The sequence below is a fragment of the Arsenicicoccus sp. UBA6765 genome, assembly GCF_002453335.1.
GTDB classification, from domain to species: Bacteria; Actinomycetota; Actinomycetes; order Actinomycetales; family Dermatophilaceae; genus Arsenicicoccus; species Arsenicicoccus bolidensis.
In genome coordinates this window covers 1-13,600 of the sequence record NZ_DKGR01000038.1, presented here as the reverse complement: position 1 = coordinate 13,600, position 13,600 = coordinate 1, and the positions used below count along the sequence as shown (strand labels likewise).

Below are 13,600 nucleotides of genomic sequence, written 5' to 3'. Positions count from 1 at the left end.
ACAACTTCCGGGCACGCCAGGCCGATAGACCTACCCCCGGTAAAGGCATCGACCGGCCTTTGTTCGCCAGGCTGATGGACTCGAGCCCGGCTGATGTGTCCGGGCCCGGCCCAGACGGATCCGAGGGGGTGGCATCGACGCGAGGACGACGTGATGTCAGAATGTCAGAGCAAAGTCGCCATACGTCCAGCTCGACTCGACCCGACCGACCAAGGAGCGCATCGATGAGGATCGCCACCGCCCCCTGCAACTGGAACAACGGGGACATCCCGGACTTCCGGCCCTACACCGCGCCCGGCCAGATGATGGACGAGATGGTCGAGGCGGGCTACGTCGCGACGGAGTGGGGCCCCGGTATGCCGGACGACCCCGCCGTCGTGCGCTCGGAGATGTCACGGCGGGGGCTTGAGATGGTGGGGGCGTTCGTGCGCCTGGGCTACCGCGACCGCGACCGCTGGGACGAGGCCGACGCCGCCGCCCTGGCCGTGGCCGAGCGCGTCAAGGCCGCCGGCGGATCGATCCTGGTGGCGGCCGAGCTCGGCGACGACCGCCGCGACGCCGAGGCCGGTCACGTCGACGAGGCTCGCGGCCTGACGGACGAGCAGTGGCGCAACCTCGCCGACGGCCTCGCCCACCTCGCGGACCTGCTCGAGCCCAGGGGCATGCGCGTCGTCCTGCACAACCACGTCGGCACCTATGTCGAGACCGCCGCCGAGACGCGCCGCTTCCTCGACGAGACGGACCCCGCCAAGGTCGGCTGGTGCCTCGACGTGGGCCACCTCAAGTACGGCGGCGGCGACGCCCTCGACTTCCTGCCCACCTATGGCGACCGCGTCGCGCACGTCCACCTCAAGGACGTCGACCCCGAGGTGCTGCGCCGCGCCCAGGACGAGCAGTGGAGCTTCGGCGACGCGCTGCGCGGCATCATCTTCCCCGAGCTCGGGGACGGCCTCGTCGACATCGCGGGGGTCGTGCGGTGGCTCGGCGACCACGGCTACGACGGGTGGATCGTGCTCGAGCAGGACACCACGCACAAGCACCCCAAGGACGCGGCCCGCATCAACCGGGAGTATGTCGAGAAGCTCCTCGCCTGACCCCCGCCACCAGTTCGGTCACCCCCACCCCCGCCGTTGGTCACCCATGGCGTCAGGGGCTCCCCCAACCCCGACCGTTGGCCCCAATGGCGTCAACGGTTCCCCGAACCCCGATCGTTGGTCACCAATGGCGTCAGGGCGGCCCTGTTGAACGATCCACAACGCCAATGGTGACCAATGGCGGAGGGCGAGCGAAGATCGGGGCCACCTCTGGTTGCCCTGACCACCAGAACCCGCCCCGATCTCGGTCCCGCTCCCTTGCGCGGGGCCACCCCATCGCTGGGGAGGTTCGGTGCTGCCCTGGCGACACCGAACCTCCCCAGTGCCGGGGCGTTCAGGGGTTCCCGAGGACGGGCCGCCAGAGTGGTCACAGATCCGACATCAGCGGCCGTCGGGTGTCGGATCTGTGACCACTCTGGCGCTCTAGCCCTGCGGCGCTCTAGCCCTGCGGCGCCCTGGCCCTGCGGCGCTCTAGCCCTGCGGCGCCCTGGCCCTGCGGCGCTCTATCCCTGCGGTGCTCGTGCTCGTGTCGCGCGACGGGATCCCGCACCGCGCGAGGCGCCCGACCCCGCGTGGGGTCGGGCGCCTCGGCATACGGCATGAGTGGCAGGATCCGCCTGGGTTGGACACATCGACCTGGGGTGCCAACCCAGGTCGATGTGACTACCTGAGGTAGGTCAGTCGTTCTGGGGGAAGCCGAGGTTGAGGCCGCCGTGCGACGGGTCGAGCCAGCGCGCCGTGACGGCCTTGGTCTTGGTGAAGAAGTGGACGCCCTCCATCCCGTGCGCGTGCGTGTCGCCAAAGAGCGAGTTCTTCCACCCGCCGAAGGAGTAGTAGGCCATCGGCGTCGGGATCGGCACGTTGATGCCGACCATCCCGACCTGCACCTCGTTCTGGAAGCGACGCGCGGCACCCCCGTCGTTGGTGAAGATCGTCGTGCCGTTGCCGAACGGGTTGTCGTTGATGAGCTGCAGGCCCTCGTCATACGACTCGATCCGCACGACCGACAGCACGGGGCCGAAGATCTCGTCGGTGTAGATCGACATCGACGGCGTGACCTTGTCGAACAGCGTCGGCAGCAGGAAGAACCCGTCCTTGCTCCCGCCGACCCACTCGCCGTCCCGCCCGTCGACGACGAGCTCGGCGCCCTCGGCGACCCCCGCGTCGACGTAGCCGCGGACCTTGTCGAGGTGCGCCTTGGTGACCAGGGGCCCCATGTCGACGCCCTCGCCGTTGCCCTCACCCGTCGTGAGGGTGGCCATGCGCTCCTTGATCTTGGCGATGAGCTCGTCCGCGACCGAGTCGACGGCCAGCAGCGCCGAGATCGCCATGCAGCGCTCGCCGGCCGCGCCGAACCCTGCGTTGACCGCAGCGTCCGCGGCCAGGTCGAGGTCGGCGTCGGGCAGGACGAGCATGTGGTTCTTGGCGCCGCCGAGGGCCTGGACGCGCTTGCCCGCCGCGACGCCGCGCTCGTAGACGTAGCGCGCGATCGGCGTCGACCCGACGAACGAGATCGACTTCACGTCGGTGTTGTCGAGCAGCGCGTCGACGGCCTCCTTGTCGCCGTGGACGACGTTCATGACGTGGTCGGGCAGGCCGGCCTCGCGCCACAGGTCGGCGATGAGCCCGGTGGCGGTCGGGTCCTTCTCGGACGGCTTGATCACGACGGCGTTGCCGCAGGCGATCGCGACGGGCACGAACCACAGCGGCACCATCGCCGGGAAGTTGAACGGGCTGATGACGCCGACGACGCCGAGCGGCTGCAGGATCGAGTAGGCGTCGATCTTGGTCGAGACGTTCTCGGAGTAGCCGCCCTTCATGATGTGGCCGATGCCGCAGGCGAACTCGACGACCTCGAGGCCGCGGTTGATCTCGCCGACGGCGTCCGGATAGGTCTTGCCGTGCTCGGCGACGATGGCCTTGGCGATCTCGCCCTTGCGCGACTCCAGCAGCTCGCGGAAGGCGAACAGCACGCGGGTGCGCTTGGCGATGGAGGTCTGGCCCCACTCCTTGGCGGCCTCGGCGGCCTGGGCGACGACCTCGTCGACGAGCGCCTTGCTGGCCAGGTCGAGGGTGCCGGTGACCTCGCCGGTGGCGGGGTTGTAGACCTCGGAGGTGCGCTCGGCCGTGCCCTCCCACGAGGAGTGGCCGATGAGGTGGGTGATGCGCGTGGTCATGGGAGTGGTCCTTTGCTCGATGCCGTATGACGGGAAGCTGGGTGCGGGGTGCAGACCCGCCGGGGGTAAAGGCATCAGCCTGGCGAACGAAGGCCGGTCGATGCCTTTACCGGGGGTAGGTCAGGAGTAGGGGAGGCGGGGGTCGACGGACTGGGCGTCCCAGGTGCCGCGCACCCAGGCGTGGGAGGGGTCGTCGCAGATGAGCCAGGCGCGCTCGTCGCCGGGCCCGGCCATGACGTTGAGGTAGTACATGTCGTAGCCGGTCGGTGCCATCGCCGGCCCGTGCCAGCCGTGCGGCACGAGCACCACGTCGCCGGAGCGGACCTCGGCCAGCACGTCGATCGGGCGGTCGTCGGTGCCGTAGACGCGCTGGTAGCCGATCGGGTCCGGAGCGCCTGCGCCCCCGTCACGGCCCGGGCCGCCGCCACGCTCGGTCTGCATCTCGAAGTAGTAGATCTCCTCGAGCGCCGTCTCCTTGCCCGAGCGTTCCTCGTCGTGCTTGTGCGGCGGGTAGGACGACCAGTTGCCGGCGGGCGTGACGACCTCGCAGGCGATGATCGAGTCGGCGTCCAGGACGTCCGGGGTGCCGAAGTTCTGCACCTGACGGCTGGCCTGCCCGGCCCCGCGCAGCTCGACGGGGATGTCGGCCTTGCGGAGATGTTTCACGGGGAACGACGTCCGCGCGGTCGCGTGGCACAGGGCGATCCGCCCACCCTGCGGCGCGGTGACGGTGAAGGTGGCGTCGCGCCCGACATACAGGCAGTCCGCCGGCCCGGCGAAGACCGAGGGTCGACCCTCCAGCTCGTATGCCGAACCGCCCGTCTCGACGACCGCCGCCTCGCAGGCGAGCGGCACGACGACGAACTCGTGCTCGCCGGTGGCGACCTCGCGGGACTCGCCGGGCTCGAGGTCGGCGACGAGCAGACCCGTGTGCGTCCAGCCGGGGTCGCCCGGTCGGATCCGCACGTGGTAGTCGTCGTCACCGGTGGTGGTGGCGGGCTTGAACCAGTCGCTCATCGTGCTCCTCCAGTGAGTGCGTGCCTGCCGGGGACAGGGTTGCTTCCAGGGGCGGGGTGGCTGCCAGGGGCAGGGTGGCTGCGGGCGGGGTCGCCGTGGACGAGGTGCGCGGCGACGTCGACCGCGGCGGCGACGTCGCCGTCGGGTGGGTAGAGCAGGGCGCGGCCCACGACGAGGCCGGCCGCGCTGGGGCAGGTGAGGGCGTCCGCCCAGGTGGCGTAGGTCTGCTCGGGGTCGGCGGTGGGGTCACCGCCGAGGAGCAGCGCCGGCATGGTCGAGGCGTCCAGGACGCGGGCCATGTCGTCGACGACCGGCAGCTTGAGCCAGGTGCGGGCACTCGTGGCGCCCAGACCCGCGGCGACGTGGACGGACCGGATCACCGAGTCGGGGTCGAGGTGGTTGACCACCCGCCCGTCCGCGCCCCGCGAGGACCAGAACGGCTCGACCATCGCCATGAGCCCGGCGTCGGCGAGCTCCGTCACGGCGCGGGCGCTGGCCGCCAGGGTCGCCGCCGTGCCCTCGTCGGCGAGGTCGACGCGGGTCAGCATCTTGCCGCCGTCGAGCCCGCGTCGGGCCAGGTCGGCGGCGGCGTAGGCCGTGAACCGGTCGTCGAGCTCGAACGACGCGCCTTGCAGGCCACCGCGGTTCATGGAGCCGACGACGACCACGTCGTCGAGCAGGCCGAGCAGGAGCAGGTCCTCGAGGACGTCGGGGGTGCCGAGCACGCCGTCGACGCCGGGGCGTGACAGGGCCGTGGCGAGACGCTCCAGCGTGTCGGAGCGGCTGGCCATCGCCATACCGTCGTCGCGGACCCCGAGGGCGCCGCGAGCCGGGTGGTCGCAGGCGACCAGGAGCAGGCGGCCGTCGTCCCCGACGAGGGGGCGGCGCCGGCGGGCGGCCCACAGGTGGTCGATGCGCTCGGGCTCGCGCAGGCGGGTCGTGGTGAGGGCGCGGACGTCGACGCTGACGCGGTCCATCACTGGCCTCCTCGGCGTTCGGCGAGCAGCTGCTCGACCTCGGCGGGCGTGGGCATGGCCGTGGAGCACTCGAGCCGTCCGACGACGAGGGCGCCCGCGGCGTTGGCGAACCGCAGGATGCGCTCGAGCCCCCAGCCCTGGAGCAGTCCGTGGCAGAAGGCGCCCCCGAAGGCGTCCCCGGCCCCGAGACCGTTGACCACGTCCATGAGGATCGGCGGGACCTCGACGCGCTCGTCGCGGGTCTTGGCCAGCACGCCCTTGGGTCCCTGCTTGACGACGGCGAGCTCGATGCCGCGCTCGAGCAGGGCGTCCGCGGCGCGCTCGGGGTCCTCCTCGCCGACCGCGACCCGGCACTCCTCGCGGTTGCCGACGGCGACGGTGCAGCGGTCGAGCACGGCCTCGACCTCGCGCGTGGCGGTGGCCTCGTCGGGCCAGAACATCGGGCGGTAGTCGAGGTCGAGCACGGTGTGGGTGCGCCGGTCGCGGGCGGCCCAGGCGGCGTGGTGGGCGTCGCGGCTCTGCTCGTGCGACAGCCCGGTCACCGTGGCCCAGAAGATGCGCGCGTCCGTGATGGCGTCGAGCGGCATCTCGTCGGCCTGCATCACGAGGTCCGGCGCCTGGGGGTAGCGGTAGAAGTAGAGCGGGAAGTCGTCCGGCGGGAACATCTCGCAGAAGGTCACCGGGGTCGGCAGGCCCTCGACGGGGGTGACGAAGCGATCGTCGACGCCGAGGCGCAGCAGCTCGCGGTGCACGAACCGCCCGAAGGGGTCGTCCCCGGTGCGGGTGATGACGGCGGAGCGGTGGCCGTGCCGGGCGCCGGCCACGGCCACGTTGGTGGCGCTGCCGCCGAGGAACTTGCCGAACGTCTCGACGTCCTCCAGCCCCACCCCGATCTGGTGGGGATAGATGTCGATGCCGACCCGTCCGATGGTCAGCACGTCGAACGGCTCGGGCCCGTCGGCCCGCTGGGGCCGCTCGGCGCTCGTCGCGTCGGAGGGTGCGTCAGCCATCACAATCCCTTGTGCGTCGGTGTCACGTCGGTGGGAACACGCCCAGCCTGCCTCAGCGCTCGCAACCCTGTCAAGGTTTGTTAGGACAAACGGACTTTAGTGAGTTGGTGACACTTTGACATATTGCTATTACCATCACGGACTGTGACCATTCAGCTCCCCGTGATGATCGACCGCACGAGCCCGGTGCCGTTGTACCACCAGCTCGCGCAACAGCTCACGGCGGCGATCGAGGGTGGCGCGCTCAAGCCCGGCGACGCGTTCGAGAACGAGCTGTCCCTCGCCGAGCGCCTCGACCTGTCCCGCCCCACGGTGCGCCGCGCCATCGGCGAGATGGTCGCCCGCGGCCTGCTGGTGCGCCGCCGCGGCATCGGCACGACGGTGGCCAACGAGGTCATCCACCGCCGTGACGAGCTCACCTCCCTCTACGAGGACCTCCAGCGCTCCGGCCGGGCCCCGATCACCAAGGTGCTCTCGTATGACGCAGAGGCCTACAGCGAGCGCGCGGCCGAGGCACTCGGCCTGCCCTCCGACACGCCCATGCTCTCCATCGAGCGGCTGCGCTATGCCGGCGACATCCCCCTGGCGCTGCTCCACAACTGGCTGCCGCCGCGCTTCGCCGACATCACCGAGGCCGAGCTGACCGAGCACAGCCTCTACGAGCTGCTGCGCGACCGCGGCGCCAAGATGGTCGTCGCCCAGCAGACCATCGGCGCCCGCTCCCCCGGTGGCCGCGAGCGCAAGCTGCTCGAGCTCGCCAAGTCCGACCCCCTGCTCACCATGACCCGCAAGGCGTATGCCGGCGACGGCGTGGCCGTGGAGTTCGGCGACCACTGCTACCGCGCCGACCAGTACGCCTTCGACATCACCGTGCACGAACGCTGACCCGCGGGGCCGCACCTCAGGATCGCGCTCGCGTCGACCTGTGTGCCACCGTCACGGTGACGGCGAGGTCGTCACACTCACGCCTCGTCCGGACCGCGTCGACCACCGCGGCCTCGACCTGATCGAGGCGCTCGGCCTGGGTGAACGCACCCGGCACCTCAGGCACCTCGACCGCCCACCAGGCGCCGGACCTGGATACTTCGGCGGTCACCTCCATGACCTGGCTCCCGTCTGATCGAAGACCGGATGAGCGGGTGGCTCGCCCCCCTCACGTCCGATGTCAGAGACTCACGACTACTGCTGCAACGATGGAACAGGTGATCGTGCCGCACATGACTGTTTTGGACCGCCGTGCAGTCGCGGGGTCATCCTCGGCATCCCCCGCCAACAGCTCGCCCATGATCAAGGCTGGTCTCCCACCACTGAGGACGATCAGGCAGACGGAGAGGTCGGTGGCCTCACCCGGAGCATCGACGCATTGTCGGAGGGATCGGCGGAGTTGCGGATCGCAGCAGCGACGAAGAGCAGAACGAGACCGGCCACGCCTATGATCCGCGAACCACCATCTTGTAGCGTCCTGCGGTCCAAAGATCATGCGCAGTGAATAGCAAAGCTCCCCAAGACGAACCCTGGCGGGGTGTCGCGCCTGACGACAATCTTCAGTCATGGGCCCCGTTGCTGAGGGTCGATGACGTCGTCTGCCACGACCCGAGTTTGGTCATTTCGTTAGTGCGTGAGCCCGCCCCGGTGGATGGCCTTGAGGATGGCCTGCTTGTCGGCGGGGATCTGGGGCGGGAAGGTCTGGCTGGTGGCGTTGATCGCGATGGTGGCTGAGCGCAGCGGGCGGAGCTGGCGGACGACGTTGCGGATGGTCAAGCCGGTGCGGTTCTGGACCTCGCGTGACACCGCCAGGGCGGTGAAGACGATGGTCAGGTGCGCCTCGATCGCGTCACGTTTCCGGGCGAACAGCGGCCGGGCCTTGAGGTATGTCTTGGACATCCGGAACGAGGCCTCGACGTGCCACAGGTCGTGGTAGGAGGAGATCACCTCGCCGGCAGGCATGACCGTGGCAGGGATGTTGGTGACGTAGCCCTTCAGCCCGACCAGCCGCCGGGCTCTGGCCAGGGACGCCTCGTCGAGCACGGTGGCCCCGCCGTTCTTCTTCACGAATCGTGGCGTGCGGGCGGCCTTCTCCCCGGCGATGACGGCCTTGGCCCGGTTCTCCTGCAGGGTGAGGGTCTTGTGGTCGCGCGCGGCACGCTTGGCCGAGTAGGCCCACACCGCCCGCCAGGAGGCCGCGTGCTCGTCGGGGTCCCACGAGGGCTCGGCGCGGACCTTGACATCGTTGTCGCTGTTGCGGCCGGTTCGCGGCGTGGTGGTGTCGATGACCTGCCCGTCGGTGAACGCGTCCCCGTGCCAGTGGAAGTGGGAGGCGAGGTCGATCGGGGCCTTGGTCACCCGTGAGCCGACGATGAACCGTAGGTTGGCCTCGTCGAGCTGGCGCAGGTTGGTCGCCGAGAGCATCCCGGCGTCGGCGACCACGACCATGTCAGCCAGGTCGTGCCGGGCCTGGAACGCCTCGATGATCGGCACGATCGTGGAGGTCTCGGCTTTGTTGCCCTCGAAGCAGCCGATCTCCAGCGGGAAGCCGTTGCGGTCGACCAGCAGCCCGACGACGATCTGCGGGTCGACCCGGCGTTCCTTGGAGAAGCCGACCTTGCGCAGGTCGTCCTCCTTCTCGGCCTCGAAGTACAAGGTGGTGACGTCGTACATGACCAGCGAGACGTCACCGCTGGTCACCGCCTGCTCGAAGCAGGCCGTGGCGACCTGGTCGCGGTATCCGCGTTCCCTGGCGCGGGTCAGGGTGCGCCCCATCGTCTTGTAGCTGGCAGCCTCCTGACCCAGATCGGCCAGCACCCGGGCGGCGTCCAGCAGCGAGGTCGGCTCCACGACCCGGGCCAGCACCAGGGCGGCAAACACCTCGTCCTCGAGCACGCCGAACCCCAGCTGGGCGTACACCGCGGCGAGGGCCTCGAACAGCACCCGGCTGTCCGTACCCACCACCCGCCCCGGACCGGTGCGTACCGCCAGCCCAGACGCAGGCGACGGGTTGAGCAGCGCCGGCTCAGGAGCCGGCGCCACCAGCGCCGCCGACGGCGGGCTCGGTTCCACCCCCAGCTCCAGGACGCCCTGGTCGCGGTCATCCAGCAGCTCACCGGCCCGGGCCAGCAGCACCCCGAGCTCGGCCTCCGTGTGCGCCGAACCGACGTGCTTGAGGATCCGCTGACGCCCAGCGGCGTACTCGGCGATCTGCACGGCCGTCGCCCCCGACTTCGTCCGCACCCGCCTGATGAACGCCACACCAGGAGGCTAGACGCACCCAGTTAGTGCGTGAAACTGCCCAACCCCCAGGAGATCACCACAGGTCAGCGGTCCGTCACCTCCAGATCCCGCACTACCTGTCCAAAGTCAGGGCCCCGTTGCTGAGGGTCGATGACGTCGTCTGCCACGACAGCGCCGCCGTTCACGAACGACAACGCCACCGCCCTCGCCGCCCTCGACACGCGGGGGGTACCCGACGACCTGCCCAGACTGCCCTATGCCGCTAGAGGCGACCCCCACCGTGGGGGAAATGCGAGGTGGACCCTATCTGCCCTGCAACGGCGGTGCCGCTGGGGCGGTATCGATGGGGTGTACCCCATCCCCCAGCACCGTGCGTCGGCGTGCGCGAGCTGGTGAGCCAAAAGCCCCTCCTCGCGACCGGTGGATTACGGAGGGCGGCGAGTTACCCGAACGGACCCCACGCGGCCCTACGGCGCGGCCTGACAGCCCGCGCGACGAACCTCGGGACACGCACCTACGCCCACCGGATGCGCGACCAGACGCAAGGCCGTGAGCGTAACCGAGAGCCCGGGCGGTAGGTGCAGCAGCCCCCCCCACCGGAATGAGTGGCCGCGTACACTCTCTAAATTCGATGACTATTTGAGGTGTACGCGACCACTTTCGAATCTAGGTCTACTGTCGATTGATTCTGTCGACACGGGTGGTGTCAACTTCAGTGGAGTCCCGTGAGCGTAGGTGGCCAATTCTCTATCGAATCAAAATTACTAGTACAGATAGAACAGCCACTAGTACAATCAGTTCGAACGCGGTGATCTCAAACATCAGGCATTGCCCCTATCGTGGCGTTCGGGCCGGCGGTCCGCAAGGTGATCTACACGACGAACTCGATCGAGTCGTTGAACTACCAGCTGCGCAAGATCATCAAGACCCGCGGCCACTTCCCCTCCGACACGGCCGTCATCAAGTTGTTGTAGCTGGCCATCCGCAACATCGAGGACCGCCGAGCCCGAGAACGCGCCAAGGAAGCCGGCAAACCCCGCGACCAACGCAAAGCCAGCGGCCGCCTCGTCGAAGGATCCACCGTCCACGACTGGAAAGCCGCCCCGGGCGAGCTCGCCCTCATCTACCCCGGCCGCTTCACCGCCCACCTCTAAACCCATTGAGAACCATTCCATTTACACAGACAAATTGACAGGCTCCGCGACACGACCGGGGTCATCCTCCACGCCGACCTCGGCTGCCAGTACACCTCAGACCAGTTGGACCGTGCCGGGGTCAGCCCCGGGTTTGGTTGACCTGTCAACCAAACCCGGGCAGACCCTTCCGCACGCTGCTTGACATAGGGGACTCAACGCCCTGACGAAGTGCATCAACGGCCTGTACAAGACCGAGTGGATCCGCACGACGATCTTCCACGCCGGGCCGTACAAGACCGTTGGCAACGTCGAGTATGCCACCGCCGGATGGGTCAGCTGTTACAACCACCGGCGCCTGCGCAGCGCGCTGGGCTACGTTCCCCCGACCGAGTACGAGATCGCCCACTACGCTGCCCTCAACCCCGAGCCGCAGCCCGCATGCGAGCGGCAAAGACCTCAGGCGGTTCACCCACCTTGCCGTCAGCACGCTGAAGTGACCCGGTGAGGCATGGGCACAATCGAGGAACTTTGGCGGGCTACTGCGTGAAGAAATATCCAACCAGCATCAAGCTCGTGTATAGCATCGAAGCCAACACCGGCCATACTGACCACTTGTCGTTGCTCCAGGAGATCACCGCCTTGAACATGACCATAATCCCAAGGGCGGCCAAGACTAGGAAAACCCCCATGTCTAGTCGTCTCCTCCTGTGCTCTTGCCAAACTTTCCGACCGCGCGGCCTATGAAACCCGCAGCCGCACCGCTTGCGCATGACAAGGCGACGTCTCCTCCCGATGTTCTTTCTCCATCGATGTAGCTGCCAATTCCTTCCGCGGCTACTCCTGCGATGCACCCTCCTGCGAGAGCAACGCCTAAGCCCACGGGTCCAGCCTTTGAGACCAATCCCAGACCCGCTCCGGCAACCTCGCCAGCCACGTCTCCAACTGCGTCTCCGATGGACTTCTTCCCTGACCGATCAGTGGCGTTGCTGGGGTTGCCTGCGGCGTAGAGGTAGGGGTTGGTTTCGTAGGCGGTGGTGTCGGGTTGGGTGAAGCGCCCGGTGGTGGGGTCGTACCAGCGGGTGTCGGTGCGGTATAGGCCGGTGGCGTCGTCGTAGAGCAGGCCGTGGAACTGGATGCGGTTGGCCTTGGTGCCGCCGTCGTAGTGCTCGTCGGCGACGCGCCACTCGCCGTAGGGGGAGTATCGGTAGATCGCGGCTTCGAGGCCGTGATCGCCGGTTGCGGTGCTGGTGATCGAGCCTTGTCGGTCGGTCAGGTAGTAAAGGCCGGGGTCGGTCTTCCAGTCCCCGCCGTTGGGGGCCCACTTGTAGGCCAGGGGCTTGCCGGACGGGGAGAGCAGGTACTTGGTGGTGCCGGCGTTGTCGGTGCGGGTGGTGTCCAGTCCGATGGGGGATCGCTGCTGGGTGGAACCGTGGTTCCACCACATGAGGTTGCCCTGGTTGCTTTGCTGGACGTACCCGTACTCGTAGCGGTCGCTGGTGTTGGTGGTCATCGCTGTGGCCACGTGGTCAGCGGTCCACTCACTGGCGTGGTTGGGCACCCCGACGGCGGTGTCTCCGGCGGCGGTGAGCTCGTTGCCGTCCGCGTCGTAGGAGAACTTGCTGGCGTCGCCGTTGAGCGTGGTCAGCTGGTCCGCAGCGTTGTACCCGTAGCTGGTGGTGCCGGGCTGCCCGGCACCTCCCAGGTTCCCCGACCGGGTGTAGCTGGTGCGGTTGCCGTTCTTGTCATACGCGTACGTGAACGACGCCGACGCCGCCCCGGCGGGGGTCTTCTCGACCGCGCTGGTCAGGCGCTTGAGGGAGTCGTAGCCGTAGCTGGTGACCGCGCCCTTGGCGATGACCGTGGCGCCGTTGGCGGTGTACCCCACGTGGTCGGTCATGGTCTGCACCTGGGTGCGGTCCGCGCCGGCGGCGGTGTACGTGTACGCGAAGTCGTTCAGGAGAGCCTGGTTCGGCGAACCCGCCTTGGTGCGGGTCACCCGGGAGGAGTTGTCGTAGGTGACGTCCTGCACGACGTTGGCGGGCATGACCCGCTTGTTCTCCAGGCCGTTCGCGTTATAGCCGAACTTGACGCACCCGGCCTGCGAGACCAGGTCCTGGGCGCAGGTGGCGCCGGGGAACCCGGCCGTGGTGACCTGGTTCGCGGCGTCGTAAGTGTACGTGGTGACGTTGCCGTCGGGGTCGGTGGAGGTGGTGACGTTCCCGGCCGGGTCATAGCCCACGGTCGAGGGGTTCGCGTGCGCCGGGGTCTTCATCGACACCAGCCGGTTCAGCGCGTCGTACTCCAGCGTCGACTGGTTGTAGGTGACGTTCCCGTCGGCGTCGTAGGTCAGATAGTTCGTCCACGGGTTCCCCGCGGGGGTGTCCGGGATGGAGTAGCTCACCTTCCGGTCCTGGTTGTCCCAGGTGTACGTGATCCGGTGCCCGCGGCCGTTGACCGAGGCCGTCATCCGGCCCAGGGAGTCGTACTCGAAGGACTGGACTCCCAGCGGGGACGGGGGCGTGATCTTGGTCAAGTCCCCGTTCGCGTTGTACGTGTACCGGGTGACGTTGCCGTTGCCCTTGGTGATGGTGCACAGCTGGCCCGCGAACGGGGAGCAGTTCTTCGTGCCGTCCGTCGAGCCGGGCACGCTCCACGTGTACTTCAACGCGGCCCCGCCGGTCGCGGTGGTGTCGGTCTTGCTGGTCAGGTTCCCGACCGCGTCATAGGCCATCGACGTCTTGTTGCCCGCGTCGTCAGTGAGGCACTTGGGCCGGTCCGGGTTGGCCGAGTCCCTCGAGGCGCACGCCCCACCGGTGGTGTACACCGCCGAGGTGACCGCCCCGGTCGGGATCTGCACCTGGGTCGGGTTGTTCGCCGTGTCCCACGTGTACTTGGTGATGTTCCCGCCCGTCCCGCCAGCACCCATGGCATCGGTCGTGGTCGCGATCATCGAGTTCGCCG

General features: G+C 68.6%; 8 protein-coding genes and 2 pseudogenes. 4 read left to right on the top strand and 6 right to left on the bottom strand.

What is annotated here, in order from left to right:
• The first annotated feature begins 224 nt into the window (after nt 1–224).
• Nucleotides 225–1,094 (top strand): TIM barrel protein, encoded by an 870-nt coding sequence (locus B4K29_RS10425; RefSeq protein WP_286967256.1) that lies wholly within the window; start codon nt 225–227, stop codon nt 1,092–1,094.
• 677 nt (nt 1,095–1,771) lie between these two features.
• On the opposite strand, the gene B4K29_RS10420 is transcribed toward B4K29_RS10425, so the two are convergent.
• From B4K29_RS10420 to iolC, 4 genes are all read right to left on the bottom strand, one after another.
• The gene (locus B4K29_RS10420; protein ID WP_029212021.1) at nt 1,772–3,271 is read right to left on the bottom strand and encodes a CoA-acylating methylmalonate-semialdehyde dehydrogenase; all 1,500 of its coding nucleotides are present in this window, start codon (nt 3,269–3,271) and stop codon (nt 1,772–1,774) included.
• A 120-nt stretch (nt 3,272–3,391) separates the two neighbouring features.
• A complete protein-coding gene (gene iolB, locus B4K29_RS10415) occupies nt 3,392–4,288 on the bottom strand; it encodes a 5-deoxy-glucuronate isomerase (RefSeq protein ID WP_029212022.1) in 897 nt (298 codons plus the stop codon).
• Nucleotides 4,285–5,265 carry a Cgl0159 family (beta/alpha)8-fold protein gene (locus B4K29_RS10410; protein WP_286967253.1) on the bottom strand — a complete coding sequence of 327 codons (981 nt, stop codon included), beginning with the start codon at nt 5,263–5,265 and terminating at the stop codon, nt 4,285–4,287. Before B4K29_RS10410 ends, iolB begins: the two co-directional genes overlap by 4 nt.
• Nucleotides 5,265–6,275, bottom strand: a complete 1,011-nt coding sequence (gene iolC, locus B4K29_RS10405; RefSeq protein ID WP_029212024.1) for a 5-dehydro-2-deoxygluconokinase — start codon at nt 6,273–6,275, stop codon at nt 5,265–5,267. Before iolC ends, B4K29_RS10410 begins: the two co-directional genes overlap by 1 nt.
• A gap of 144 nt (nt 6,276–6,419) precedes the next feature.
• Here iolC and B4K29_RS10400 point away from each other — a divergent pair, with 144 nt between their 5' ends.
• A complete protein-coding gene (locus tag B4K29_RS10400) occupies nt 6,420–7,160 on the top strand; it encodes a GntR family transcriptional regulator (RefSeq protein ID WP_029212025.1) in 741 nt (246 codons plus the stop codon).
• Between the two features lie 726 nt (nt 7,161–7,886).
• On the opposite strand, the gene B4K29_RS10395 is transcribed toward B4K29_RS10400, so the two are convergent.
• Nucleotides 7,887–9,521, bottom strand: a complete 1,635-nt coding sequence (locus B4K29_RS10395; protein WP_286967252.1) for an IS1634 family transposase — start codon at nt 9,519–9,521, stop codon at nt 7,887–7,889.
• Between the two features lie 815 nt (nt 9,522–10,336).
• Here B4K29_RS10395 and B4K29_RS10390 point away from each other — a divergent pair.
• Nucleotides 10,337–10,657 (top strand): annotated as a pseudogene (locus B4K29_RS10390) (transposase); the annotation flags it as partial.
• A gap of 196 nt (nt 10,658–10,853) precedes the next feature.
• Nucleotides 10,854–11,078, top strand: a pseudogene (locus B4K29_RS10385) (integrase core domain-containing protein); the annotation flags it as partial.
• A gap of 252 nt (nt 11,079–11,330) precedes the next feature.
• On the opposite strand, the gene B4K29_RS10380 reads toward B4K29_RS10385, so the two are convergent.
• Nucleotides 11,331–13,600, bottom strand: a 2,270-nt coding sequence (locus tag B4K29_RS10380; RefSeq protein ID WP_286967251.1) for an RHS repeat-associated core domain-containing protein, incomplete at its 5' end; no start/stop codon positions are given.